Source organism: Streptomyces sp. NPDC087420 (assembly GCF_044744165.1).
In the GTDB taxonomy this organism is placed as follows: domain Bacteria; phylum Actinomycetota; class Actinomycetes; order Streptomycetales; family Streptomycetaceae; genus Streptomyces.
This window is the reverse complement of record NZ_JBIUXU010000011.1, coordinates 24,934-49,936: the sequence shown is the minus strand read 5'-3', so window position 1 is coordinate 49,936 and position 25,003 is coordinate 24,934. Positions and strand designations below refer to the sequence as shown.

At 70.8% G+C, this 25,003-nt stretch carries 26 protein-coding genes; 15 read left to right on the top strand and 11 right to left on the bottom strand.

Annotated features, from left to right (window positions below):
• The first annotated feature begins 1 nt into the window (after position 1).
• Complete coding sequence (locus ACIO1C_RS23210) at positions 2–361, top strand: nuclear transport factor 2 family protein (protein WP_401866438.1); 360 nt, start codon at positions 2–4, stop codon at positions 359–361.
• A gap of 33 nt (positions 362–394) precedes the next feature.
• On the opposite strand, the gene ACIO1C_RS23205 is transcribed toward ACIO1C_RS23210, so the two are convergent.
• Positions 395–1,006, bottom strand: coding sequence for a CAP family protein (locus ACIO1C_RS23205; RefSeq protein ID WP_401866437.1), 612 nt, complete (start codon positions 1,004–1,006; stop codon positions 395–397).
• A gap of 357 nt (positions 1,007–1,363) precedes the next feature.
• Between ACIO1C_RS23205 and ACIO1C_RS23200 the strand changes: the two genes are divergently transcribed.
• Positions 1,364–2,077: a tectonin domain-containing protein gene (locus ACIO1C_RS23200; RefSeq protein ID WP_401866435.1), complete on the top strand. Its 714-nt coding sequence runs from the start codon at positions 1,364–1,366 to the stop codon at positions 2,075–2,077.
• Positions 2,078–2,298: 221 nt separating this feature from the next.
• Positions 2,299–3,708: a UDP-N-acetylmuramoyl-tripeptide--D-alanyl-D-alanine ligase gene (gene murF, locus ACIO1C_RS23195; protein WP_401866433.1), complete on the top strand. Its 1,410-nt coding sequence runs from the start codon at positions 2,299–2,301 to the stop codon at positions 3,706–3,708.
• Between the two features lie 100 nt (positions 3,709–3,808).
• Here murF and ACIO1C_RS23190 read toward each other — a convergent pair whose 3' ends face one another.
• Positions 3,809–4,534, bottom strand: a complete 726-nt coding sequence (locus ACIO1C_RS23190; protein WP_401866431.1) for a dienelactone hydrolase family protein — start codon at positions 4,532–4,534, stop codon at positions 3,809–3,811.
• 274 nt (positions 4,535–4,808) lie between these two features.
• Between ACIO1C_RS23190 and ACIO1C_RS23185 the strand changes: the two genes are divergently transcribed.
• From ACIO1C_RS23185 to ACIO1C_RS23170, 4 genes are all read left to right on the top strand, one after another.
• Positions 4,809–5,195: a hypothetical protein gene (locus ACIO1C_RS23185; protein ID WP_401866430.1), complete on the top strand. Its 387-nt coding sequence runs from the start codon at positions 4,809–4,811 to the stop codon at positions 5,193–5,195.
• A gap of 193 nt (positions 5,196–5,388) precedes the next feature.
• A complete protein-coding gene (locus ACIO1C_RS23180; protein WP_401866428.1) occupies positions 5,389–5,886 on the top strand; it encodes a hypothetical protein in 498 nt (165 codons plus the stop codon).
• Positions 5,887–5,960: 74 nt separating this feature from the next.
• A complete protein-coding gene (locus ACIO1C_RS23175; RefSeq protein ID WP_401866427.1) occupies positions 5,961–6,299 on the top strand; it encodes a YciI family protein in 339 nt (112 codons plus the stop codon).
• 77 nt (positions 6,300–6,376) lie between these two features.
• The gene (locus ACIO1C_RS23170) at positions 6,377–6,778 is read left to right on the top strand and encodes a DUF2255 family protein (RefSeq protein WP_401866426.1); all 402 of its coding nucleotides are present in this window, start codon (positions 6,377–6,379) and stop codon (positions 6,776–6,778) included.
• 224 nt (positions 6,779–7,002) lie between these two features.
• Here the strand turns inward: ACIO1C_RS23170 and ACIO1C_RS23165 are convergent, their stop codons facing one another.
• A complete protein-coding gene (locus ACIO1C_RS23165) occupies positions 7,003–7,416 on the bottom strand; it encodes a hypothetical protein (RefSeq protein ID WP_401866424.1) in 414 nt (137 codons plus the stop codon).
• Positions 7,413–7,856, bottom strand: coding sequence for an ATP-binding protein (locus ACIO1C_RS23160; RefSeq protein WP_401866423.1), 444 nt, complete (start codon positions 7,854–7,856; stop codon positions 7,413–7,415). The genes ACIO1C_RS23165 and ACIO1C_RS23160 overlap by 4 nt, the downstream gene beginning before the upstream one ends.
• Positions 7,857–8,120: 264 nt before the next feature.
• Between ACIO1C_RS23160 and ACIO1C_RS23155 the strand changes: the two genes are divergently transcribed.
• A complete protein-coding gene (locus ACIO1C_RS23155) occupies positions 8,121–8,996 on the top strand; it encodes a helix-turn-helix domain-containing protein (RefSeq protein WP_401866422.1) in 876 nt (291 codons plus the stop codon).
• Positions 8,996–9,220: a DUF397 domain-containing protein gene (locus ACIO1C_RS23150; RefSeq protein WP_401866421.1), complete on the top strand. Its 225-nt coding sequence runs from the start codon at positions 8,996–8,998 to the stop codon at positions 9,218–9,220. Before ACIO1C_RS23155 ends, ACIO1C_RS23150 begins: the two co-directional genes overlap by 1 nt.
• A 91-nt stretch (positions 9,221–9,311) precedes the next feature.
• Here ACIO1C_RS23150 and ACIO1C_RS23145 read toward each other — a convergent pair whose 3' ends face one another.
• Positions 9,312–9,749, bottom strand: a complete 438-nt coding sequence (locus ACIO1C_RS23145; RefSeq protein WP_401866419.1) for a hypothetical protein — start codon at positions 9,747–9,749, stop codon at positions 9,312–9,314.
• Positions 9,750–9,852: 103 nt separating this feature from the next.
• Positions 9,853–11,337 (bottom strand): aldehyde dehydrogenase family protein, encoded by a 1,485-nt coding sequence (locus tag ACIO1C_RS23140; protein WP_401866417.1) that lies wholly within the window; start codon positions 11,335–11,337, stop codon positions 9,853–9,855.
• Between the two features lie 104 nt (positions 11,338–11,441).
• Between ACIO1C_RS23140 and ACIO1C_RS23135 the strand changes: the two genes are divergently transcribed.
• A complete protein-coding gene (locus ACIO1C_RS23135) occupies positions 11,442–12,005 on the top strand; it encodes a TetR family transcriptional regulator (protein WP_401866416.1) in 564 nt (187 codons plus the stop codon).
• Between the two features lie 35 nt (positions 12,006–12,040).
• Here ACIO1C_RS23135 and ACIO1C_RS23130 read toward each other — a convergent pair whose 3' ends face one another.
• From ACIO1C_RS23130 to ACIO1C_RS23120, 3 genes are all read right to left on the bottom strand, one after another.
• Positions 12,041–12,244 carry a hypothetical protein gene (locus ACIO1C_RS23130; RefSeq protein ID WP_401866414.1) on the bottom strand — a complete coding sequence of 68 codons (204 nt, stop codon included), beginning with the start codon at positions 12,242–12,244 and terminating at the stop codon, positions 12,041–12,043.
• Positions 12,245–12,431: 187 nt separating this feature from the next.
• On the bottom strand, positions 12,432–12,773 hold the full coding sequence (locus ACIO1C_RS23125; RefSeq protein ID WP_401866412.1) for a hypothetical protein: 342 nt from the start codon (positions 12,771–12,773) through the stop codon (positions 12,432–12,434).
• Positions 12,774–12,841: 68 nt separating this feature from the next.
• Positions 12,842–13,852 (bottom strand): aldo/keto reductase, encoded by a 1,011-nt coding sequence (locus ACIO1C_RS23120; RefSeq protein WP_401866410.1) that lies wholly within the window; start codon positions 13,850–13,852, stop codon positions 12,842–12,844.
• Between the two features lie 157 nt (positions 13,853–14,009).
• Between ACIO1C_RS23120 and ACIO1C_RS23115 the strand changes: the two genes are divergently transcribed.
• From ACIO1C_RS23115 to ACIO1C_RS23095, 5 genes are all read left to right on the top strand, one after another.
• The gene (locus tag ACIO1C_RS23115; RefSeq protein ID WP_401866408.1) at positions 14,010–14,891 is read left to right on the top strand and encodes a helix-turn-helix transcriptional regulator; all 882 of its coding nucleotides are present in this window, start codon (positions 14,010–14,012) and stop codon (positions 14,889–14,891) included.
• 46 nt (positions 14,892–14,937) lie between these two features.
• Positions 14,938–15,384 (top strand): MerR family transcriptional regulator, encoded by a 447-nt coding sequence (locus ACIO1C_RS23110; protein WP_401866406.1) that lies wholly within the window; start codon positions 14,938–14,940, stop codon positions 15,382–15,384.
• Positions 15,381–15,713, top strand: coding sequence for a thioredoxin (trxA, locus tag ACIO1C_RS23105; RefSeq protein ID WP_401866405.1), 333 nt, complete (start codon positions 15,381–15,383; stop codon positions 15,711–15,713). Before ACIO1C_RS23110 ends, trxA begins: the two co-directional genes overlap by 4 nt.
• Before the next feature lie 137 nt (positions 15,714–15,850).
• A complete protein-coding gene (locus ACIO1C_RS23100; RefSeq protein WP_401866403.1) occupies positions 15,851–18,235 on the top strand; it encodes a HelD family protein in 2,385 nt (794 codons plus the stop codon).
• Between the two features lie 165 nt (positions 18,236–18,400).
• A complete protein-coding gene (locus ACIO1C_RS23095) occupies positions 18,401–20,536 on the top strand; it encodes a SpoIIE family protein phosphatase (protein ID WP_401866401.1) in 2,136 nt (711 codons plus the stop codon).
• 221 nt (positions 20,537–20,757) lie between these two features.
• Here ACIO1C_RS23095 and glgB read toward each other — a convergent pair whose 3' ends face one another.
• A complete protein-coding gene (glgB, locus tag ACIO1C_RS23090; protein ID WP_401866399.1) occupies positions 20,758–23,160 on the bottom strand; it encodes a 1,4-alpha-glucan branching enzyme in 2,403 nt (800 codons plus the stop codon).
• A gap of 361 nt (positions 23,161–23,521) precedes the next feature.
• Positions 23,522–24,943 carry a maltokinase gene (locus ACIO1C_RS23085; protein ID WP_401866398.1) on the bottom strand — a complete coding sequence of 474 codons (1,422 nt, stop codon included), beginning with the start codon at positions 24,941–24,943 and terminating at the stop codon, positions 23,522–23,524.
• Positions 24,944–25,003: the final 60 nt, after the last annotated feature.

The window sequence follows — 25,003 nt, the reverse complement described above, 5'->3', positions numbered from 1 at the left end:
CATGTCGGACACCACACTGATTCCGGTACTGGCCCAGCACGTACGTGCCGTCAACGCCTTCGACGTGGACGCCGTCCTCGCCACCTTCGCCGAGGACGCTTTTGTCAACGACGCGCGCCGTGAGTTCTGCGGCGCCGCCGCCATCCGCCGCTGGGTGACCAAGGAAATGGTCGGTGACAAGGTCACTCTGGAGGTGACCGAGGTCGTGGACCACTACGGAGACCAGATCGTGCGGGCCCGCTACGACGGCCAGTACGACAAGACCAACCTGCCAGGAGACCTGATCATGACCAACTACTTCACCGTGTGTGACGGCAAGATCACTTCCCTGATCGTCATCCGCAACGAACCCGCCTACTGACCACCCGCCTACTGACTCGTGCTGACCCGTGCCCTAACGCACCTCGTCCCGTACGTTCTCCCGGAACCGGCCCTCCTCGTTCCCCGGCGGGCTGAACGTCACCACGACGTAGTTCTCGAACCACTCCTCGCCCCGCCCGGTCGCCCTGGCCGCGCCGATCCTCTTCGATCCGCGCCACACCAACTGGGTGAAGTGCCCGGTGGCGCGGCTGAATTCGCCGGCCCGGAAGTCGTACGAGGCGACCTCGTCGTACCACGCCTTCACGGCCGTCGGTCCGGGCAGGTGGTTCGGCTCGGCGGAGCCGGACCAGTACAGGTTCTCTCCGTACCCCCGGTCCAGGCCGCGGTGGCCCTCGCGCAACCGCTCGTGTGAAGACACCTCCCGTGCGCGGGACTTGGCGTACGCGTTCAGTTTCCGGTCCAGCCGCACCGGCCGCGCGCCGTGTCTCGCGCGGTAGGTGTTGACCGCCTTCACCACCTGCTGGAGGAACGCCCGGTCGGTGGTGTCGGGCAGGGGGCGGCGCGCCTCCACCGACGAGGCCGAGTGGGCCGAGTGGGGCGGCCGGCTCGGTGGCGTGGCGCCCGCCGTCACACCGACCAGGGCCGCCGTCGCGAGCAGGACACCGATTTTCTTCCGTTTCAGCACGGTTCATCCATGGCCAGCCAACTCGCCCATGAATCAGTAGATTTGGCCAACGGCAGGGTCGGTATCCGGCCGTCGGGGGCGTATCCGAACGGAAAGGGCGGGTAGCTGGGCGATCTTGATCCCGGTTCGGTGACGTGGCCGAACCAGGCGCTCGTGTCAATCCCTCCTGGGTGGGACGGCGGTTCGAGCCGAACTGCTGGCGGCCGAGCGTCTTGCGCCTCCCGTCCCGCAGAGCGAAAGGATTTCAAACGCTGATTTACCGTCGGTTTGGTATTAGTACGTATATTCACCCGTTTTTTGGGCCGTCTCTTTGCCGAGGATGGCAGGTAACACCGGTTCGGCGAAGGGGATTTCAGCATGGCGGATTGGGTGAAGGTCGCAGGCAGTCTCTCGGCCATCTCGGCGGGGTCCAGGACGACGGTGTGGGGTGTGAACGCGGCGAGCGCGATCTACCGGTACACCAACTACGACGCCAACCCCTGGATCAACATCCCGGGGGCGCTGAGTGACATCGGCGCGGGTGCGGACGGCACCGTGTGGGGCGTCAACGGCGGTAACCAGATCTTCCGGTACGCGGGGGACCAGGGGGCCTCGAACCCTTGGACGAACATCAACGGCAGCCTCGTCCGCATCGACGCGGGGTCCCGGACGAACGTATGGGGGGTGGACTCCGCCGACGCCATCTACCGGTACACCAACCACGACCCCAACCCGTGGATCAAGATCCCCGGGGCGCTGAGTGACATCGGCGCGGGCGCGGACGGCACGGTGTGGGGCGTGAACGGCGGCAACCAGGTCTTCCGGTACACCGGGGACCAGGACGGCTCGAACCCGTGGAAGCACGTCAACGGCAGCCTGAAGCGCATCGCGGTGGGCTCCCGGACCAACGTGTGGGGCGTCGACCCGGGCGGCAGTATCTACCGGTACACCAACAACGACGCCAGCGGCGGCAACCCGTGGATCAAGATCCCCGGAACCGCCACCGACATCGCCGCCGGCGCCGACGGCACCGTGTGGCACATCAACAGCGGCGCCGAAATCTACCGGTACACCGGCGACCAGCCGAGCTGATCTCGTCCGTGTCACCTGTCCGGTCCCCGACCCGCTGTGTCGGGGACCGTACGGACCGCTGCCGCCGCCAGTGATCACTGTCCCGGTCGTCCCGGACCCGGTTTCTTCGGTGCTCTGGCAGGTCTCCGCAGCGCCGGGCGGTGAAGGCGTTACGGTCGCAGGGCCGGACCGGTCGGCCGGTGGCCGCGCCGGGAACCCCCTGCTGACGCGGAGGTCGTCTCGTGATCCCCCTCTCCCTCGAAGCCGTCGCGGCGGCCGTCGGCGGCCGTCTGTACGACGTGCCGGACCCCTCCGTGCTGATGAGCGCGCCCGCGGTGGTGGACTCGCGCGCGGTAGGGCCCGGTGGGTTGTTCGCGGCGCTGCCCGGTGAGCACGCCGACGGGCACGCCTTCGCGGCGAACGCGGTGAAGGCCGGTGCGGTGGCGGTCCTGGCCATCCGTCCCGTCGGCGTCCCGGCCGTGGTCGTGGACGACGTGCTGGACGCGCTCGCCGCGCTGGCCCGTACCGTACTGGCCGCCGTACCGGAGGCGACGGTCATCGGGCTGACCGGCTCGGCGGGCAAGACCAGCACCAAGGACCTGCTCGCGCAGGTGCTCCCCGAGATCGGCCCGACGATCGCCACGGTGAAGTCGTTCAACGGCGAGATCGGCATGCCGCTGACGGTCACCCACCTGGACCGGAGTGTGCGGTACGTCGTGCTGGAGATGGGCGCGCGGGGCATCGGCCACATCGCTCATCTGACCCGTATCGCCCCGCCCGCCGTCGGTCTGGTCCTCAACGTGGGGACGGCGCACGTGGGGGAATTCGGCGGGCGCGAGCAGATCGCCCAGGCGAAGGGGGAGTTGGTCGAGGCGCTTCCGGAGGACGGGCTGGCGGTCCTGAACGCCGACGATCCGCTGGTCGCCGCCATGGCGCCCCGTACCCGCGCCCGGGTGCTGACCTTCGGTGTCGGGAACGACGCGGATGTACGGGCCCTGGACGTCGCCGTCGACACCTCGGGCCGCCCCTCGTTCACGCTCGCCGCCGACGGCGCCCGGGCGCGGGTCGACCTGTCCCTGCACGGTGTGCACCACGTGTCGAACGCGCTGGCCGCGGCGGCCGTCGCGATCGGGCTGGGGGTCGGTGTGGAGAAGACGGCGGGGGCCCTGTCCCGCGCGGTCCTGGTGGCCTCGGGGCGCATGGAGGTCACCGACCGGCCGGACGGGGTACGGATCATCAACGACGCGTTCAACGCGAACCCCGACTCGATGAAGGCGGCGTTCACGGCTCTCGCGGCCATGGCCACGGATGGGCGCCGGACCGTCGCGATCCTGGGCGAGATGAAGGAACTCGGCGCCGACGGCACCGAAGAACACCGGGGGGTGGGCCGCCTGGTCGCCGCCGCCGGCATCGACGTACTGATCGCGGTAGGCGCCGACGACGCACGGACGCTGGCCACCGCCGCGCACGCGGACAACCCGCGGCTGACGGTGGCGCACGCCGACGACCGGGACCGGGCCCTGACACTGGCCCACGACCTGATCCGGCCGGGAGACATCGTCCTGGTGAAGGGCTCCCACAGCGTCGAACTGGAGCACACGGCCCAGCGCTTGGCGGCGGAAGCGCGCTTCCCTGGCGGCGGCGGGGCCTGAGTACGCGTATGTGGCACGCGTACGTGGCCGTGTTCGCCGGGGCGGTGCTCATCCGCACGATCGGTCTGTACAGGCCCGGTCTCCGAGTGAGGGTGTGGGCTCAGGTGGCGGCGAGGGCACGGTCGAGGAGGGGCAACAGGCGGTCCCAATGCCGTCGCAGCGCCGCTGGGTCGAAGGCATCGGTGTCGGACATGGTGAAGCCGTGGACGGTGTCGGGGTAGATCTCGGAGGTGTGATCGACACCTGCGGCGTCCAGGGCCTGGTTGAGTTCGCCGAGGGCCTCGGGCGTCAAGTCGCCTTCGGCGTGGCCGAGGTGGACCTGGGCAGTGAGCCCGGAGAGAGCGTCGACGTCCACGGGGCCGTGGAACGCGGCGAGGGCGGCCACGTGGCCCGGGTGGGCCGCGGCGGTGCGCGTCGCCAGAAGACCGCCGATGCAGTAGCCGGTCACCGCGACCGGCCCGGCCGCGACCTCGGGCTGGGTGGTGAGGAACCCGAGGTAGGCGTCGGCGTCGCGGAGGACACGTTCGGCGGTGTGCGCCTCGATCAAGGGCATCAACCGCGCGAAGACCGCGGACCGGACCTCGTCCCCGATGTGCTCGGGAAGTTCGATCACCGGTGCCGGACCCTGCCGGTAGAAGAAATTGGGGACGAGAACGTAGTACCCGTGCCCGGCCAGTTCACGGGCCATCTCCCGCAGCACGGGCCGGACCCCGAAGCCGTCGGGATACATCAGCACCCCTGGGTGCCGCTCGCCCCCGTCGGGGAACGCGGCGAACGCGTCGGACCGGCCGTCCGCGGTGGGAATCCGCACTGTCTTGATGGGCATGACTTCTCCTGTCGTGGTTGACGTGTCGAGCTGTGAGATCAACACGACAGGAGGCGGAGCCCGCGCGGCGGCGCGGGATCCTGGAACCAACAGCGGGCCGATACCGGCCCGTACGGCGCTCAGAGGGGCGCCGGGTCGTCAATCCGTGTGTGGCGCGATGCCGTCCCGGTAGTCATCGCCGCACAACCTAGCCCACCGCACAAGATCGATGCCAGCCCCGGCCTCCGTTTCCCGGCCCCCGGCCCCCGGCCCCGGGGGATCTATCCTCCCGGTCATGGGGAACAGGGAGCTGAGAGCGCTGATAGCCGTGGTGAGTGCGAGCGCGCTGTGCTGGGGGGTGGCCGGAGCGGTGCACTTAGGATTCGTCCACCACCGAGGTTCGGGACGTACCGGCTCCTGGAGCCTTCCCGCCGGGGGCGGATGGTACGAGTTCGCGGTCGTCGTCGGATTCATCGTGACGGTGTACTCCGTCCCTGGTCTACTGCGGCGCGGCGAGTGGTGGCCGGCTCTGAGCCTGAGTCTCGGAGCCGCTGTGGGAGCAGTCTCGGTACTGGCGTTGGGGCAAGGGCCGCGGTACTGGGTCGCCGCCCTGCTCATGACACTCGTGGGAGCCGCGGCCCCGCTGGTGAACAGGCTCTGGGGCCGCCACCACCCCATGTGAACAGGCCCCAGGGGTTGGTCCGGTCGGGGAGGTCGAGGCGGCGGGCCAGGGCCCGTTCGACGGTGTGCGCGATGGTTAACAGGTCAACAGGTCAACAGGTCAACAGGTCGACGGGGGCGGGCCCGGGGCGGCAATCCGTTCGCGCGGTGGGGAGACCGAGCGCGCGGAACGCTTCCTCGTATCTCCGCCCGAAGTGCCCCTGCTCCGGTGGGAGGACGAACTTCCCGAGCCGTGCGTGCTGCATCCCGAAGAGGTGGACACCCACCCCTGGGCGGAGGACGACACGCTGCCCGCCCCACTGATCGCCCGCATCGACTCCTGGGACGACGCCCAAGTGGCGGAACACGGCCCCGGCGCCCCCAGCTACCAGTCCGATCTCTCCATCCCTCCCGGATGGCGGGTCGGCGGCTTTCCCAGCTGGGCGTCGACGGGCCCGATGGCCGTCGACTGCGCGTCCTGCGGAACACCGACGCGGCTGCTGCTGACGGCCGAGGGCTACGAGATGGACGCCGGCTCGCTCAGCTGGCTGCCGCTGGAGGACCGCCACGCTTTCCCGCGAGGGAAGGCACCGACCGGGGCCGGTCGGTCCGTTGCGCAGCCCACGCGCCTCCGCTTCGGCCGGGACCGGGACCTGCACGTCTTCACGTGTCCGGCCGACCCCGGACATCAGCCCCGATGGGTGCTTTCTTAAGGACGGCGTCGGGGTGTTCGTCGTAGGGTGATCGGCGGCTGACGGAGACCAACGACCTGGGGAGCCGGGCACGTATGACGCGGTACCTGATTTCGTTCGACGACGGCACGATGATCATCCCCGAGGAGGATCTGCCCGAGGTGTCCGATGCCTCCCACGCGGTGGTGCGGCAGGCTCAGGACGCCGGTGTGTGGGTCTTCGGCGGGGGGCTGCTGACGCAGCGGGCGAGCGTCGTGGCCACGGACGGGACCGTCACCGACGGCCCGTACCCGGAGACCAAGGCGGTGCTCGGCGGGTTCTCGATCATTGACGTGCCGACACGTGAGGACGCGCTGGAGTGGGCCGCCAAGTTCGCCGCCTCGTGCCGGTGTGCGCAGGAGGTACGGGAGATCGCGGACGACCCGGACGCCTGACCTGGCCGACCTGGCCGACCTGTCTGGCCCGTCCGACATGTCCGGCCCGCGGTGCCGCCACGCTCACGATCGAGGGAATGGGGAAGGCGCGCCCGGCCGCCCACGAGGATGCGGCCATGACTGCCGCAATTGATTACCTCGCCAACACCGACACCGTTCGGATCGCCACCGAGCTGAGCGACGGAGGTGAGGTCGTGACCCCGATCTGGTCGGTCGTTGTCGACGACACGGCCTACATCCGCAGCGCCTACGGTCCTGAGTCGAAGTGGTACCGCCGGGTCAGCCGCAGCGGCCGGGCGAAGTTCGTGGATGGCGCTCAGCGCTACCCGGTGACGGTCGAGCCGGTCAACGACGATGCGGTCAACGCGAACGTGGACGGCGCGTACAGGACGAAGTACGCCGCAAGCCCTTCGCTCCCGGATCTCCTCAGCCCGGACGTCCGCGGCCTGACCTTGCGCGTGATCCCGCAAGGCGGCTGAGCACAACGGCTCGGCCTGTCCGCCGGTCCGTACCGGCCCCGGTCTCCTGTTCGTCCGGCCTTCGCGGACGAGCGGGAGACCGCGTGCCCGCCACGTCCTCGCCCCGTCCCCGCCGTCGACGGGGAAACGGGCCGATGGTGCTCAGCGACGCCAGAGCGCGAGGACGAGCGAGCCCCCGACGGCCGTCACCGCGAGGACGTAGAGGGCCTGCGCCCCGAGCGGGCTCAATGTTCCTTTCCCGTCCGGTGCGACCGGTACAACGCGGCGAGCGATTCGGTGACCGCCGCCAGGGCGCGCATGTGCTCGTACGCGGTGAGGGGCGGTGTGTCCGGGCCCGGACGTACGCGCGGATCGAGCAACACGTACGCCTCCCGGTGCACCGCCCGCGCCGCTGGCGTGTCGGTGTCACCCAGGTCTTCGCGCAGCAACAGGTCGACGTGTCCCCGGAGTTTGGTGGTAGTGATGTCCACCCAAACTCTTTCAGGGAGGTCGAGGCGGCGGGCCATGGCCTGTTCGACGGTGTGCGCGATGGTCAACAGGTCGACGGGCAGGGCGTCTTGCGGCGTGCGCCGCAGGGCGGCGAGTAATCGGCGGAGTGTGTGACTGTCCGCCGAGAAGAGGGAATCCTCCCGCGTCACGGCGAACTCACCTCCGCCGTGGCCACGGTGCACCAGGTACGAGTCCCCCGCCGCCCCCACGCCCGCGCGAGCGCCGCGACGAGGAACATGCCGCGTCCGCTCTCGTCCTCGGCGTTCAGCGGACGCACCTCCACGCACGCGCGTGACTGGTCGTCCACTTCGATCCGTACGTCGCCGGCCTCGTCGTACGCGAAGAGGAACCGCACCCGGTCGCCCCGCCCGTGCACCACGGCGTTGGTGACGATCTCGCTGACGAGCAGTTCGACGGTCTGAACGGTGTCCTCGGAGAGTTCCCGCTGCCGGAGCAGCGCCCCGGCAACGCGCCGCGCGTACGCGACACGGCGGGGATCCGGCTCGAAGGAGAGGCTCAGCCGTAGTGCGTCCCCTATTCCGACGAGGTTGGTGAGGGCGGGAGTTGGGCGCTGCGCGAGGGGAGGCATCGGGAGTCCTTAGCGTTGAGCCATGGGGATGCGCATGCTCACGCACAGCTCTGATATGAAAGCGGTGCGTGAGTTTCGCGTACAGCCTGACACCAGAGCGACTAGCGTTGGAACCGATCAGGTGGAATCTGCCGACCAAGTTCGCTCGTGAAATCCCGCTCATGTGTGGGCCGTTCGCGGAGAACCGAGATGTTTCGCCGCGACGCAGAACGTTCGTTGCGGGAGCGGAAGAACCACCGCACACTGATTGCGGGAGGACAGCAGATGATGACGGACATGGAATCGGCGACGCCTGCTCTATGTCGATTACAACTGGGCTACGAGCTGCGCAAGTTGCGAGTGGCCGCCGGCTTCACTTCCCGTGAGGTCGTCAAGAAGCTGATCTGGAGCCCGTCCAAGCTGACGCGCCTGGAGACCGGCGAGAACGCCACCGTGGAACCGTCCGACATCATGGCGCTCTGCAAGATCTACGCGGCGGACCCGGACATGTGCGAGCTGCTGGAGGGCTACGCCGTCGTCACCAAGACGAAGCGGGAGTGGTGGCAGTCGGCGGTCTACCGCTCGGTCATCAGCCCAGGTTTCAGGGCGTTCCTGAGCATGGAGGGGGCCGCGTCGGCGCTGCACAGCTACGAGTCCGAGTGGGTCCCGGGGCTGCTCCAGACCGAGGAGTACGTACGCGTCATCCACGAGGCACACACAGCGCTCAGCCGTGAGGAGGTGGACCGCAAGGTCGTGCTGCGCATGAAGCGGCAGAAAGTCCTGCACCGTGATCCGCCGTTGAAGTTCGCCGCGGTCATCAGCGAGGCCGTACTGCGGCGCCAGGTCGGCGGCCCGGATGTCATGCGGGCACAACTGGCACACCTGATCGAGGCTGCCTCCGCGCCGAACGTCCGATTGCAGGTGTTGCCGTTCAGCGTGGGCTCCCACCCGGGCATGAACGGGGCCTTCGCGACCTTCCAGTTCCGCGACCCGGTCATGCTCAAGCCGATCGTCTACCTGGAGAACCTGGCCGACCACTGGGTCACCCGGAACGACGCGGACGTGGAGCTGTACGAAGACGCGTTCAGAGATCTCCAAGCTCTTGCTCCGGGGCCGCAGGAGTCCCTGAGCATCATGAAGCAAGCGATGAAGGAGCATTGATGCACCCGGCGAACACGACCCACGCGCTGACCGGCGCGGAGTGGTTCAAGTCCAGCTACAGCGACAACAACGGCGGCAACTGCGTAGAGGGCGCCCGCCTCGCCGGCGGCGCGATGGCCGTACGCGACTCCAAGCTCCCCGACAGCCCTGCGTTCGTGACGAACGCCCCCGCGTGGACCGCGTTTGTCGGGGCCCTCGCCGAGGGGGACTTCGGCGCGGCGTAACCGTAACCGCAAAGGGCTGCTCCCCACCCCGGGAGCAGCCCTTTTACGGCAGTCGCCCCGCCCCGGCCGTGGCTCCGCTCCGGATCACCGGTCACATGAGAGGGCGATTCGAAGCCGCGTACTCGTCCGCGATGTTGAAGACGCTGGCACAGCGTGGGCATTCCGCGCCGCCGAAGAGATGGGTGATTCCGTCGGCGAGCACAACTTCCCCGTCGCGGACGGCGGTCGCGTGCATCCAACGACCCAGGCCGGAGAGCCCCTTGGGGGAGGCCGGCCTCAGTTCGCGTCGGTCCACGTCGCCCAGGTTCCAGTCCCGGATCGCTGAGTAGCGTCCGTAACCGCCGATGGCGATCGTCACCTCCACAGCGCAGTGAGGGCAGGCGACCTGGTAGAAGTCGTCCGAGAAGTCCCCCAGGACCGCACTCCAGTGGTAGTGCCCTTCGACCGCGATCAAGTCGCGGAACGGCGCGAGGTAGTCATCCGGCCGCGACCACAGGTGCCGACAGTCGTACATCTGTGTCCAGTTCACCACCTGAGCATTGAACCGTCCCGAGGTGCTGTCCCGAGATGCAGTCCCGAGGTGCCGTCCCAAGGGGCCGGGGACGGCCCCGCGCCAAGGTTCCGGCCACGCGTCAGAGGTGGACCATCACCGTCTTCGTCTCCGTGTACGCGTCCAGGACCTCGATGCCGTGTTCCCGGCCCAGGCCCGACTGCTTGAAGCCGCCGAACGGGACCGAACCCGCGCTCATGTCCGCGTACGCGTTGATCCAGACCGTGCCCGCGCGCAAGCCGCTCGCCGTGCGGTGGGCGCGTTCCAGGTTCGTGGTCCACACCGACGCGGACAGGCCGTAGATGGTGTCGTTGCCCTGGGCTATCGCGTCGGCGGTGTCCGTGAACGTCAGCAGGGACGCGATCGGGCCGAAGATCTCCTCCCGTACGACACGGGCGTCGGCGCCGACGTTCTCGATCAGGGTGGGCGGCATGTACAGGCCGTGGCCGAGTTCGCCGGCCGTGTGGAGTGTGCCGCCCTCCTCGCGGGCGATGTCCAGGTACGAGGACACCTTCGCGAAGTGCTGCGGCGAGGCCAGCGGGCCCATCCGGGTGTCCGGGTGGAAGGGGTCGCCGAGGGTGAACGACTTCATCTCCTGGAGCAGGAGTTCGCGGAAGCGCTCGCGGACGGACTCCTGGACGAAGATCCGGGTCCCGGCGACGCAGCCCTCGCCGCTGCCCTGGGCGAATCCGGCCACGGCGCCCTTGGCCGCGGCCTCCAGGTCGGCGTCGTCGAAGACGATCGTGGGGGACTTGCCGCCCAGTTCCAGCGTCACCCGCTTGAGGTCCTTGCTGGAGACCTCCAGGATGCGCTTGCCGACGGCGAGGGACCCGGTGAAGGAGATCTTGTCGACGCCCGGGTGGTTGGTGAGGGCCTCGCCCGTCGTGACGCCGTCGCCGGTCACGATGTTGACGACGCCGGGCGGCAGGTCGGTGGTCAGGAGGAGTTCGCCGATCCGCAGCGCGGACAGCGGTGACCAGGCGGCCGGCTTGGCGACCACCGTGTTGCCGGTGGCCAGCGCGGGCCCCAGTTTCCAGGCCAGTTGGAGGACCGGCCCGTTCCAGGCGGTGATCGCTCCGACCACGCCCAGCGGCTGGCGCAGGGTGTAGTTGAAGACCGCGGGATCGGACGGCGCGGTCTGGCCGTAGATCTTCGTCGGCCAGCCCGCGTAATGCCGGAAGACCTCCACGGAGTGGTCCACGAGCCAGCGGGTCATCCACAGCGGGCCGCCCATGTCGAGCGAGTCCAGGACGGCCAGTTCCTCGGCGTGGGCCTCGATGACGTCGGCGATCTGGAGCAGCACCTTGCTGCGCTGGTACGGGGTGATGTCGGCCCACGACGGCGCCTCGAAGGCCCGCCGGGCGGCGGCCACCGCCAGATCCATGTCCTCGGGACCGCCGGCGGCCACGTGCGCCAGCACCTGGCCGGTGGCGGGATCGGACGTCTCGAAGGTCGCGCGGGCACGGGGCGCGGTCCACACGCCGTCGATCAGCAGTTTCTTGGCCGCGCCGTCGAGGAACGCGGGGGCGGGGCGCGCGGCGGCGTCCAGCGTCAGGGGAATGGTCATGAGGGTCTCCTCGTCAAAGACAAACGAACTGGTTCGTTCTCTTTCTCGAACGTACCCCGGTCGCCGCCACGAGGCAAACGAACCAGTTCGTTTAAGATGGAGGCATGGACAAGGGACAGGCCAGCAGACGACGCCTCCTCGACGCCGGCGCCGTCGAATTCGCCGCCCACGGCATCGCCGGCGCGCGGGTCGACCGCATCTCGGCCGACGCGAAGGTCAGCAAGGCCCAGATGTACGCGTACTACGGCAGCAAGGAGAGCCTTTTCGACGCGGTCCTCATCGACCAGGTCGCGGGCATCCTCGACGCCGCGCCACTGACACCCGAGGATCTGCCCGGCTACGCCGTCCGCCTCTACGACGCGTACCTCGACCGTCCCCAACTGGTCCGCCTGGCCACCTGGGCCCGCCTGGAACGCACCCCCACCGGATTCCTGTTCACGGAGGCCGACGAGATCCCCAAGATCGAGGCCATCACCCGCGCCCAGGCCGCCGGGCACATCGACCCCGCCCTGCCGGCGGCCGACGTGCACTCGATGGTGATCTCCATGGCCATGACCTGGTCACCGAGCAGCCTCACCTACACCGCGACCACAGCCGACCCCGCCGCCGACCACGACCGCCGCCGCACCACCCTGGCCACGGCGGTCCGCCACGCCTTCACCCCCTGACCGACCCGCGGCGAACACGGCTCGCGCGCTGCTCCCTACCCCGGGAGCACTCCGAGCCGCCGCTCGACGCGGAGGCGTGCCGCGCGGGCACGGCGGTCGTCGTACGGGGTGAGGAGCCGTATCGCCGATCTCCAGTGCTCGTGCGCCTCCGTCAGGTCCGTGCCGGCCAGCGCCGTCGCCAGGCCGTCCAGGGCCAGTGCTTCGTGCCAGGCATCGTCCAGTTCGTGGTGGGCCGCCACGGCCCGGCGGTGGAAGTGCGCCGCCTCCTGCGCCCATCAGCGTGAGTAACTGTGCTGCCTGTCTTCCCCGGTAAACCTCACGCCTGGCTGCCGTATGTGCGATGCCCGCCTACGCCTCGTACCTCATGGCCATCATGGAGGGCTTGAGCCGGGCGGTGGAGAGCATGTCTCTGGCTGCACTGCCTGGCTACGCCCGCCAGCCCCACTCCGGCCAACGGCCCTCCCACCCGAAGGACGAAGTGCTGCTGCGGTCGGGGCCGGGATCGGAGTTCAGGCCGGGGTTGAGTCCGGCGTCGGGGGCGAGGCCGGCGTCGGCGGCCGTCGGGTCGGCCCTCCGGCCGTCCTGGTCCAGGATCCGGGTGACCCGTTCGACGGCGGCGTCGAAGGGCAACGGGAGGACCAGCTCGATCTCGTGGACGTCCTTTTTCAGCAGGCTGTGGACCAGGCCGAGCAGCCGCGCGCTCCCGCCCCATGCCGTGGCCAGCGTGCCGAGTTCACGGGTCAGGATCGTGTCCTCGTCGTCATGCATGGTGTTCTCATCCCCGCCGCGGCCCGGTCTCCGTCTGCCCGCTCATACAATCAGATGCCCCGGCCCCCTCAGAAGCGCCGCAGGCGCTTGTCGGCCAGGGCCGGGGGTGTGTAGTAGATGTCGTCCTGGTTGAGGTTCGTGCCCGGGGGGACGATTTCGTCGATGCGGTCCAGGACGTCCGGGCTCAGCTCGGTTTCCGCGCCCGCCAGCAGGTCGTCCAGGTGTTCGGGGCGGCGGGGGCCGATGAGGACCGACGTGATCGCCGGGTGGGATCGTACGAACGCCGTGGCCAGGTGCGACAGCGGCATCCCCGCCTCGACCGCCAGTTCCGTCAGCCGTCTGACCGCCTCCGCCTTCGTCTGGTTCGCCGGGACGGACAGGTCGAAGGTCTTCGGGCCCAGCGCCGCGCGGGCGCCCTTCGACGGGTTCGCGCGGCCCGAGAGCCAGCCGGAGCTGAGCGGGCCGTAGGTCAGGACGCCCATGCCGTACCGCTGGGTGGTCGGCAGGACGCTCGACTCGATGCCGCGCAGCAGGATCGAGTACGGGGGCTGTTCCGTACGGAACGGACGGTGGCCGTGCCGCTCCGCCGTCCACCGCGCCTCCACGATCAGCTCGGCGGGCGTGCACGAGGAGCCGATGGCCCGGACCTTGCCCGAGCGGACCAGGTCGGAGAGGGCGGCGAGCGTCTCGTCGATGTCCGTGTGGGGGTCGGGGCGGTGCATCTGGTAGAGGTCGATGTGGTCGGTGCCGAGCCGCCGCAGGCTGTTCTCCACCGCTTGTACGATCCAACGCGGCGAGCCGCCCCGGCGGTTGAGGTCGTCGCCCATCGGCCAGCCGAACTTCGTCGCCAGGACGACCTCGTCACGGCGGCCCTTGAGCGCCTTGCCGACGATCTCCTCCGACTCGCCCTCGCTGTAGACGTCGGCGGTGTCCACGAAGTTCACCCCGGCGTCCAGGGCGCGGTGGATCATCCGTACCGACTCGTCGTGGTCGGTGTTGCCCATCGCGCCGAACATCATCGTGCCGAGCGCGACCTCGCTGACCGACATGCCCGTACCGCCCAGAATCCTGCGCTTCATCTCGCTCCTCGACCCTTCCGATCGGTGTGGCTCACCTTCCACACAACCATCGGTGCGTCCGGTTCGCAGGGGTGGTGGGGAGTCCCCTTTCACCGGGGGTCCGGCAGTACCCCTCTCGGGCGGTGTGGGGCCGACGGCCCCGGCCTACGCTGGATGGATGACCGATATCTCCTCCTCAGGCGGGAGCAACACCGAGCTGCGGGAGTTCCTGCGCTCGCGCCGCGCGCGCGTCACCCCCGAGGACGCCGGGCTGCCCCCGCACACCGGGGCACGCCGGGTCCCGGGGCTGCGGCGGGAGGAGGTCGCCCAGCTGGCGGGGGTGAGTGTGGACTACTACGTACGGCTGGAGCGGGGGCGCGGCAGCAACGTCTCGGAGAGCGTGCTGGACGCCGTCGCGCGCGCCCTGCGTCTGGACGACACCGAGCGCGGTCACCTCTTCGCCCTGGCCAGGCCCACCCGCAAGCAGGGCCGGCCGCTGCCGCCCCAGCGCGTACGGCCCGGGATGTACCGGATCCTGGACACGCTGACCGACACCCCGGCGCTGGTGCTCGGCCGCCGTCTGGACGTCCTGGCGGCGAACCCGATGGCGCGGGCGTTCTACACGGACTTCGAGGCGCTGCCGCGGCGGGAGCGGAACATGGCCCGTTTCCTCTTCCTGGACGAGGCGGCCCGCGAGCTGTACGTGGACTGGGAGGCGTCCGCGCGCGGTACGGTCGCCGCGCTGCACCTCTACGCGGGGCGCAACCCCCACGACCCCCGGCTGGCCGAGCTGATCGGTGACCTGTCGCTGGGGGACCAGGACTTCCGCCGCTGGTGGGCCGACCATGACGTGCTGCGCCGTACGTACGGGAGCAAGCGCTACCACCACCCGCTGGTGGGCGAGCTGACGCTGGACTACGAGGCGCTCAACCCGACCGGTGACCCGGACCAGACCCTCGGCATCCACACCGCCGAGCCGGGCAGTCCCTCGGCGCACGCGCTGAGTCTGCTGGCCAGCTGGACACGGGAGCCGGCGGCCGGGGGCGTCACAGAGCCCTGAGGCACTCCTTGCCTTGACGCCCACGTCAACGCTTACCGTCAATGACATGCGCATCGGCGAGCTGGCGGAACGGGCGGGCACCACCACCCGGGCCCTGCGGTACTACGAATCACGCGGGCTGCTGCCCGCCCGGCGGGCGGTGAACGGCTACCGCACGTACGACGAGGACGATCTGCGGCTCCTCCAGCAGATCAGGACGCTCCAGGACTTCGGGTTCGACCTGGAGGAGACCCGGCCGTTCGTCGAGTGCCTGCGCGCCGGGCACCCGGCGGGCGACGCGTGTCCCGCCTCGCTCGACGTCTACCGCCGCAAGCTCACGGAGCTGGACGGGCTGATCGGCCAGCTCCAGTCGGTCCGCGCGCAGGTCGGGGCGCAGCTGGCGCAGGCCGAGGCGGAACTGCCGGGCGGTCCGGAGCCTCTGTGCGACCTGACGGACGCGCTTGCCCGGGGAATTCATCAAACTCGTCCAACTCACGGAGGTACGGACGCATGATCACGATCGAGGGTGTCGACGCCGTCACGGACACGGACTTCGACGCGGTGGTAATAGGGGCCGAGTTGCCGGTCCTCGTGGAATTCACCGCCGACTGGTGCCCGCCGTGCCGGCAGCTCGCGCCCGTCCTCAGCGCCGTCGCCGCCGAGGAGGCCGGCCGGCTCAAGATCGTCCAGCTCGACGTGGACACCAACCCGGAGATCACGACGCGGTACGGCGTGCTCGCCATGCCGACACTGCTGCTGTTCCGCGACGGTGAGCCGGTGAAGTCGATGGTCGGCGCCCGGCCGAAGCGCCGGCTGCTGGAGGAGCTGGCTGACGTGCTCTGACGCCTTTCGACGCGCACCCAAAGGCGTCGGCGCGCATCAAAAAAGCCCCCACCGAATTGACGGTCGGGGCTTGCGTTCGCGTATATTGGTTGTTTCATGTCTCCGTGCTATTTGCGATGAAAGACATGACTCAAGCAATGGATGCAGCGTATTGGACAGGGGCTCAATTGTCAACCGAGGAATTGCAGAACGAACAGCAATTCGTCACTCTCCTCTACGAGCGCCTCGACGCCCTGAGGGAGCAGGCCGAGGACGCGGTGGAGGCCACCGCCGGACAGGTCGGCACCGGTCGGCAGGCGAGGGTCGAGCGTGACATCACCGTGGCCGAGCAGTCCGGCCGGGTCTCCTCGCTCAACGCCGTGGAGTCCGGGCTGTGTTTCGGCAGGATCGACCTCGCGGACGACACGACCCACCACATCGGGCGCATCGGCATACGGCGCGACGACGAGGAACGCACCCCCCTGCTGGTCGACTGGCGCGCCCCCGTGGCCCGGCCCTTCTACCTCGCCACCGGCTTCGAGCCGATGGGGCTCCGGCGGCGCCGCCACCTGACCACCCAGGAGCGGCGGGTCACCGCCCTGCACGACGAGATCATGGATCTCACCGACACGCGGCGCACGGGGTACGAGGACGCGGACGCCGACGCCGTCCTGCTCTCCGCGCTCAACTCCGCCCGTACGGGCCGGATGGCCGACATCGTCCAGACCATCCAGGCCGAGCAGGACCGCGTCATCCGCGCCCCGTACCGGGGCGTGCTGGTGGTCGAGGGCGGGCCCGGCACCGGCAAGACGGCGGTCGCGCTGCACCGGGCCGCGTACCTGCTCTACGCCTACCGCGAGCAGCTGGCCCGCCGCGCCGTGCTGATCGTCGGGCCCAACCCGGCCTTCCTCGGCTACATCGGCGAGGTGCTGCCCTCGCTCGGTGAGACCGGGGTGCTGCTGGCGACGACCGGGGAACTGTTCCCCGGCGTACGGGCCGTCGGGACGGACACCCCGGCGGCGGCCGAGGTCAAGGGCCGCCTCGCGATGGCGGAGGTGCTGGCCGAGGAGATCGCCGACCGGCAGTCGCTGCCCCAGCCGAGCGTCGAGATCGCGCACGAGGACCACGGCACGCTCGTCCTGGACCGCGAGACGGCGGCCGAGGCCAGGCAGCGGGCCCGCGAGACCGGCCTGCCGCACAACCTGGCGCGGCCGGCCTTCGCCTTCCGGATCATCGACGCGCTCACCGCGCAGCTCGCGGAGCGTATCGGCGCGGATCCGGAGGGCGGGCCCAACCTGCTGGCCCCGGAGGACGTGGCGCAGCTCGGCAAGGAGGTCGCCACCAGCCGTGAGGTGCACGCGGCGATCGAGTCGCTGTGGCCGGCGCTGACCCCGCAGCAGTTGGTCGCCGACTTCCTGGCCGCGCCCTGGCGGCTGGACGCGCGCGACGCGGCGGCCGTACGCCGTCCCGGGATCAGGACCGGCGCGGACGCGCCGATCGACTGGACCCCGGCGGACGTGCCGCTGCTGGACGAGGCGGCGGAGCTGCTCGGCGAGGACGACAGTGCGGCACGCGCCGCCGCCGCGCTCGAACGGCAGGAGCAGATCGCCTACGCGCAGGGCGTGTTGGAGCTGTCGTACGGCTCCCGCACGCAGGAGTTCGAGGACGAGGACGAGTCGGAGGTGCTGGCGGCCCACGACATCATCGACGCGGAACGGTTCGCGGACCGGCACGAGGAGGCGGACACGCGCAGCGCCGCGGAGCGCGCGGCGGCCGACCGTACCTGGGCCTTCGGGCATATCGTCGTGGACGAGGCGCAGGAACTGTCCGCGATGGCCTGGCGGTTGCTGATGCGCCGCTGCCCGAGCCGGTCCATGACGCTGGTCGGCGACCCGGCGCAGACCGGGGACGCGGCGGGCTGCGACTCGTGGCAGCAGATCCTCCAGCCGTACGTGGGCACGCGCTGGGAGCTGTCGCGGCTGGGCGTCAACTACCGTACGCCCGCAGAGATCATGGAGGTCGCGGCGGAGGTACGGCGGCTGGCGGACCCGCTCTTCGAGCCGCCGAGGTCCGTACGGTCGACGGGCACGGCCCCTCTCGTACGGGCGGTGGCACCGGCCCTGATGGCGCGTACGGCAGCCGAGCTGGCGGCGGAGCACCCCAGCGAGGGGCGCCTCGCGGTGATCGCGCCGCCGGCGCTCGTCCCGGAACTCGGCGCCGAACTGCCCGACGCGTCCTGGGGTGTCGCGCCCGACCTGACCCGCCGGGTGGTCGTGCTCGACCCGCGTCAGGCGAAGGGGCTGGAGTTCGACACGGTGATCGTGGTCGACCCGGAGGGGATCCTGGACGGCTCGCCGCGCGGGACGAACGATCTGTACGTGGCCCTGACGAGGACGACGCAGCGGCTGGGGATCGTACGCAACGCGGAGGTGCCGTCCCGGTTGAAGTCGACGAGCGTGACCGGGACGACCGGGACGACCGGCGGGGAGGCGCCGGAGGAGGAGCCCGGTCGGGAGGCGGGGCGGGAGCCGGGGCGGCCGTAGGGGTCCCCGGCTGGTATGCCGCGCGCCTGGTATGCCGCGCCCCCGGGCCCGGGATGTCGCCGTCCCGGGCGGGGACTAACATCCACATATGGGTGATATTCGATCTGACCGGTTCGACGTCCCCCTGGGAGAAGCGGGCGGCGACGCGGCCCCTGCTGGGGCGGCGTGAGCGTGGCGGAGGACGGCGCCTCCACCACGGTGGAGATGGAACGAGCCCTGACGGACGTGGGACAGGCCACCGGTGCGCACCTCGGCGCGGTGTACCTGCTGGAGCCCGGGGACCAGGTCGTACGCATGGCCTTCGTGACCGGCGTGTCCCGGAGGGTGGCCACGCCCTGGTCCCAGGTGGCGCTCGCCTCGACGGTCCCGGTGGCCGAGGTGGTGCGCGAGGGGCGGCCGGTGTGGGTGCCCAGCCACACGGAGCTGGCCCGCCGCTTCCCCCGTACGGCCATCGCCCTGCCGTACCACGTCGCCCTGGGCGTCGTACCCCTGTCGTCCGGTACCACCCGCTGGGGCGCGCTGCTCCAGATCTGGCCCGGTACGCACGCGCCCGAGCTGTCCGACGCGGAGACGCGGGCGCTCGACGAGGGCGCGGGACGTATCAGCGACCTCCTGCTGCGGGCCGCGGAGGAGGGGCGTCCGATACGGTCCACGGAGCTGCGCGCGGTGCGCCCGCCGCCGGCCAGGCACGCGGAGCCCGGAGCCGAACTCACCGAGCGCTTTCCGGAAGGCACCTGCGCCCTGGACCTCGAAGGCCGCATCACCTTCCTCAACCACACCGCCGTCGACCTGCTGGGCGGCACCCACGACGGTCTGCTGGGGGCCCGGCCCTGGGAGGCGCTGCCCTGGCTGAACGACCCGGTCTACGAGAACGCGTACCTCGGCGCGCTGTTCAGCCGGCTGCCCGTGTCCTTCACCGTCCTGCGGCCCCCCGACCGGTGGCTCGCCTTCCACCTCTACCCCGACTCCACCGGGGTCAGCGTCCGCGTCACCGCCGGCGTGGCGCCCGGCGACGGGCACGACCCGGTCCTGACGCCGGCGCCGGCCGCCGCGGGGAACGCCCGCCCGGGCGCCCTCTTCCAGCTGCTGCACCTGTCGTCCGTCCTCACCGACGCCGTCGGGGTGCGGGACGTGACGGAGACCGTCACCGACCAGATCATGCCGGTCATCAACGCCCAGGCCCTGGCCCTGGTCACCGCCGACGCGGGGCGGCTGTCGGTGGTCGGCTTCCGCGGTTTCCGGAAGGAGATCGCGGTCGGCTTCGACGGCCTCGCCCTGACCGCGGACACCCCGGTCGTCCGGGCGGTCCTGAACGGCACACCTCTCTTCTCGACGGACGGCGACGAACTCAGACGCACCTCGCCGAACGTTCGACTGAGCCCGGAGAAAGCCTCATTCGCCTACCTGCCGATGTTCGCCTCCGGACGGACGATCGGCTGCTGCGTGCTGGGGTACGACCGGCCGCACGCCTTCCCGCCGGACGAGCGCACCGCCCTCATCTCCCTGGCCGGGGTGATCGCGCAGGCGCTGGAGCGGGCCCGGCTGTACGACTCCAAGAACCAGGTCGCGCTGGGTCTCCAGGCCGCGCTGCTGCCCCACGACCTGCCGAAGATCCCCGGGCTCCAAGTCGCGGCGCGCTACCTCCCGGCGACCCGGGGGCTGGACATCGGCGGCGACTTCTACGACCTGATCCGGCTGGACGACACGTCGGTCGCGGCGGTCATCGGTGACGTGCAGGGCCACAACGTGAACGCGGCGGCGCTGATGGGGCAGGTCCGTACCGCCGTCCACACGCACGCGAGCGCGGGCGCGCCTCCGGACGAGGTGCTCGCGCGTACCAACCGCCTGCTGATCGACCTGCGTTCCACGCTCTTCACCAGCTGCCTGTACGCCCACCTCGACCTGCGGCACCACCGGGCGCGGTTCGCGACGGCGGGGCACCTGCCGCCGATCCTGCGCCATGCCGACGGCCGTACGGAGATCGTGGACGTCCCGACCGGGATCCTCCTCGGCATCGAGCCGGAGGCGGAGTACGGGACGGTGGACGTGCCACTGCCGCCGGGCGCGGTGCTCGCGCTCTACACGGACGGCCTGGTCGAGGTGCCCGGCACGAACCTGGACACGTCGATCGCGGCGCTGGCGGGGCGGTTGGCGCGGGCGGATACGCGTTCGCTGGACACGCTGTCGGAGTCCCTGGTCCGGCGGGCGGGCCGGACTCGGCAGTCGTTCCGGGGGAGCGACGACATTGCGCTGCTGCTGTTGAAGGTGGAGCGGTGTGCGGGTGCGGGTGCGGGTGCGTGACGGTGGGGGCGTGGGGTTGTCCTCAAGCGCCGGACGGGCTTGAATTTCCCGCCCGTCCGGCGGATGAGCCGTCCCGCGCTTGCGGACGAAGCCTGGTCACATCAAGCCCCGTCCCGCACTTGCGGAGCAAGCTTGGCCACGTCAATCCCCTCCCGCACTTGCGGACGAGGCGCGGCCCCTATCAAGCCCGTCCGGCGATTGAGGACAAGGCCGCTCACGCGTCAGGGCGTCGGGCGCAGCCAGATCGTGGACAGGGGCGGGAGCGTCAGGTGGAGGGACGCCGGGTGGCCGTGGGACGGGGTGGATTCCGGCTTCACCGGCTCCGGGTTCAGGACGTCACTGCCCCCGTACCTCGCCGCGTCCGTGTTCAGGACCTCCGTCCACGCCGCGTACCGCTCCGGCACCCCGAGCCGGTACTCGTGCCGCACCACCGGCGCGAAGTGCGAGACCGCCAGCAACGGCGACCCCGCCGCGTCGAAGCGCAGGAACGCGAACACGTTGTCCTCCGCCGCCCCGCCGTCCACCCACGCGAAGCCCTCCGGGGAGGTGTCCCGCTCCCACAGCGCCGGTGTGGAGCCGTAGACCGTGTTCAGGTCGCGGACCAGGTCCCGTACCCCCCGGTGGTCCGGCGCCGCCTCGTACGACGGGTCCAGCAGCCACCAGTCCGGGCCGTGCCCCTCCGACCACTCCGCGCCCTGCGCGAACTCCTGCCCCATGAAGAGCAGTTGCTTGCCCGGGTGCGCCCACATGAAGCCGAGATAGGCCCGTTCGTTCGCGCGCTGCTGCCACCAGTCGCCGGGCATCTTGGAGACCAGCGACTGCTTTCCGTGCACGACCTCGTCGTGCGAGATCGGCAGGACGTAGTTCTCGCTGTACGCGTACACCATGGAGAAGGTCATCTCGCCGTGGTGGTACTTCCGGTGCACCGGCTCCTTGGAGACGTAGTCCAGCGAGTCGTGCATCCAGCCCATGTTCCACTTCAGCCCGAAGCCGAGACCGCCGAAGCCGTCCGGGCCGACGAGATGCGTCGCGCGGGTGACCCCGTTCCACGCCGTGGACTCCTCGGCGATGGTCACCACCCCCGGACAGCGCCGGTACACGGTCGCGTTCATCTCCTGGAGGAACCCGACCGCGTCCAGATTCTCCCGGCCGCCACGCTCGTTGGGGGTCCACTGGCCCGCCTCGCGGGAGTAGTCCAGGTAGAGCATCGACGCCACCGCGTCGACGCGCAGGCCGTCGATGTGGAACTCCTCGCACCAGAACACCGCGTTGGCGACGAGGAAGTTACGGACCTCCGTGCGGCCGTAGTCGAACTCCAGCGTGCCCCAGTCGGGGTGTTCGGCGCGCTGCGGGTCCTCGGACTCGTACAGCGGCCGCCCGTCGAAGCGCGCCAGCGCCCACTCGTCCTTGGGGAAGTGGGCCGGCACCCAGTCCACGATCACACCGATGCCCGCGCGGTGGAGCGCGTCCACGAGGAAACGGAAGTCGTCGGGGGTGCCGAGGCGGGAGGTCGGGGCGTAGAAGCCGGTGACCTGGTAGCCCCAGGAACCGCCGAAGGGGTGCTCGGCGACGGGCATCAGCTCGACGTGCGTGAAGCCGAGATCCTTGACGTACGCGGGCAGTTGGACGGCCAGTTGACGGTACGTCAGACCCGGGCGCCAGGACGCGAGATGGATCTCGTACACGGAGAACGGCGCCTCGTGCACGGCGCGGTCGGCGCGGTGCGCCAGCCACTCCTCGTCCTGCCAGACGTGGTGGGACGCGGTCACGATGGACGCGGTGGCGGGCGGCACTTCGGTGCGGCGGGCCATCGGGTCCGCGCGCATGGTGTGCGTGCCGTCCGGGCGGGTGATGTCGAACTTGTACAGCGCGCCTTCGCCGATGCCCGGCACGAACAGCTCCCACACACCGGTGGCGCCGAGCGAGCGCATGGGCAGGCTGGTGCCGTCCCAGTAGTTGAAGTCGCCGGAGACCCTGACGCCGCGGGCGTTGGGCGCCCAGACCGTGAAGCGGGTGCCGGTGACGCCCTGGTGGGTCATCGGGCGGGCGCCGAGCGCCTTCCACAGCTCCTCGTGGCGGCCCTCGCCGATCAGGTGCAGGTCGAGGTCGCCGAGGGCGGGGAGGAAGCGGTACGGGTCGTGGACCTCGACGTCGTCGACTCCGTCGGTGTCCCCGTAGCGGATGAGGAGGGAGTACGCGGGGACGGCGGGGAGGGGAAGGACCCCGGAGAAGAAGCCGTCGCCGTCGTCGTGGAGCGGGGTCCGCGTGTCGTCGGTGACGACGGTGACGGCGTGCGCGTACGGGCGCAGGGTGCGGATGGCGATGCCGCCCTTGACGGGGTGGGCGCCGAGGAGGGCGTGCGGGTCGTGGTGCGAGCCGCTGAGCAGGCGCTCGCGGTCGGTGGGGTCGAGGGGCGGGGCGGAGGGCTCCGCCGCGTCGGTGGCTTGTTCCGGTCGCTGGGACACCGTGGCCTCCTTGGCCTCCTTGGCCTGCTTGGCCGGTTTCGGCTGCTTCGCCTTCGCCTTGGCCTCTTTGCCGCTTGCCGGCTTCCGGGTGCGGTCGGCGGGGGCCGGGACGGACGGTGTGCCGGACGGGGTGTCGGGCGACGACGGACGGGCGGTCACGGGCGGTGCCTCCTCGTTGGGCGGGGTGAGGTGTCTCGGTGCGGTGCGCGGCCTGCGGCCTCGCGGTGTCCTCAATCGCCGGACGGGCTTGATTGTCGCGGCCCGCGGTGGGGATGCGCGAGCGGTCGGTGGGGGTGCGCGGCCTGCGGCCTCGCGGTGTCCTCAATCGCCGGACGGCCTTGATCGTGCTCGGCCGGACGGGCGCGATCGTGCTCGGGCGGACGGGCCGGATGGTGCTCGGGTGAGCGGGCCGGATGGTGCTCCGCCCGGCGAGCGGGGTCCCGCTGGGTTGCGCGGGCCGGGAAATCAAGCCCGTCCGGCGCTTGAGGACAACCCAGGACCGGCGCCGCGCGGCACCGCGTCATCGTTCGCCCGCCAGCCGGCGGATCGCGGCCATGGGGACCGGGAGCCAGTCCGGGCGGTGGCGGGCCTCGTACAGGACCTCGTACACCGCCTTGTCCGTCTCGTACGCCCGCAGCAGCTCCGGCTCGGAGCGCGGATCCGTGCCCGACGCCTGCGCGTACCCCTCGCAGAACGCCGCGCGGCACCGCGTCGCCCAGTCCGCCCGCCACGGTTCGTGCGAACGCGCCGCGTAGTCGAAGGAACGCAGCATGCCCGCCACGTCCCGGACCGGTGGTTGCGGGCGGCGGCGTTCCGCCAGTGGTATGGCCGGTTCGCCCTCGAAGTCGATCACCGACCAGCGGCCGTCAGGGGTGCGCAGCGCCTGGCCGAGATGGAGATCGCCGTGCACCCGCTGGGCCGGGCGGCCCCGTGCCGCCTCGTCCAGGCCGGCGAGCGCGTCGAAGGCGGCCCGCAGCCCCGGCACGTACGGCATCAGCGCCGGTACCGCCTGCGCCGCCACGTCCAGGCGGCCCGTCATCGCGTCCGCGAACTGCCCGGCCTGCCGGCGGCCCAGCGTCACGGTCGGCAGGGCCACGGCCAGCGCGAGATGCACCTCGGCGGTGGCCCGCCCCAGCGAGCGCGCCTCCGACGTGAACTCCCGGTCCGCGCCCAGCGCCGCCAGCGCCAGCTGCCAGCCGTCCCGCGACCCGCGCAGATACGGCTGGAGCACACCGAGCGTGAGGGTGTCGTCGCTGCCCGTCGGATCGTCCGCCTCGAACCACGCCACCGGCGCCGGCACCCGGTCGCAGCCCTCGGCGGCGAGGGCCAGCGGCAGCTCCAGGTCCGGGTGCGGACCGGGAAAGACCCGGCGGAGGATCTTGAGGATGTAGGCGTCCCCGTAGACGAGGGACGAATTGGACTGCTCCGCGTCCAGGAGCTTCCCGGTCAGGGAGTCGGGGATCGGCCGCGCGCGGTCGAACCGTAGCGGTCCCCATGACCCTGGGTTGCGCAATCGTTCCAGCAGCAGCTCCGCGACCCGCGGGTCGTGCAGGCCCTCGTACACCGTGAGCCCGGCCAGCGGGCCCTGGGCCGCCCGGCCGACGCGCGCCGCCGCCAGGTGCGGGGGCAGGGCCTCCCGGACGCCGAGCAGCAGCTGGTAGCAGTCGCCGGCCGAGGCGGAGACCCCGGCGGCGCCCTGTTCGACCCGTACCAGCAGGTGGAGCAGGGCCGGGTCGCCCGGGCGCATCGGCTGGAGCTCGGTGACCGTCACCGGCACGAAGCCGGTGACCGTACGCCCCTTGCCGGCGAACCAGCGCTGGCGGGGCAGCCAGTCGTGGAGCAGTGGCGCGAGCGACCCCAGGAGCGCCGCCGCGTCGGTGGGTGACACGGCGCGGTCGGGCGCGCCGTACGGCGTGATCCGGGTGGATGCAGCCTTCGTCATGGCCTCGCGTCCTTTCCCCGGGCACACCACAGGATGCGCAGAGTGTCCCGGATTGCGGCA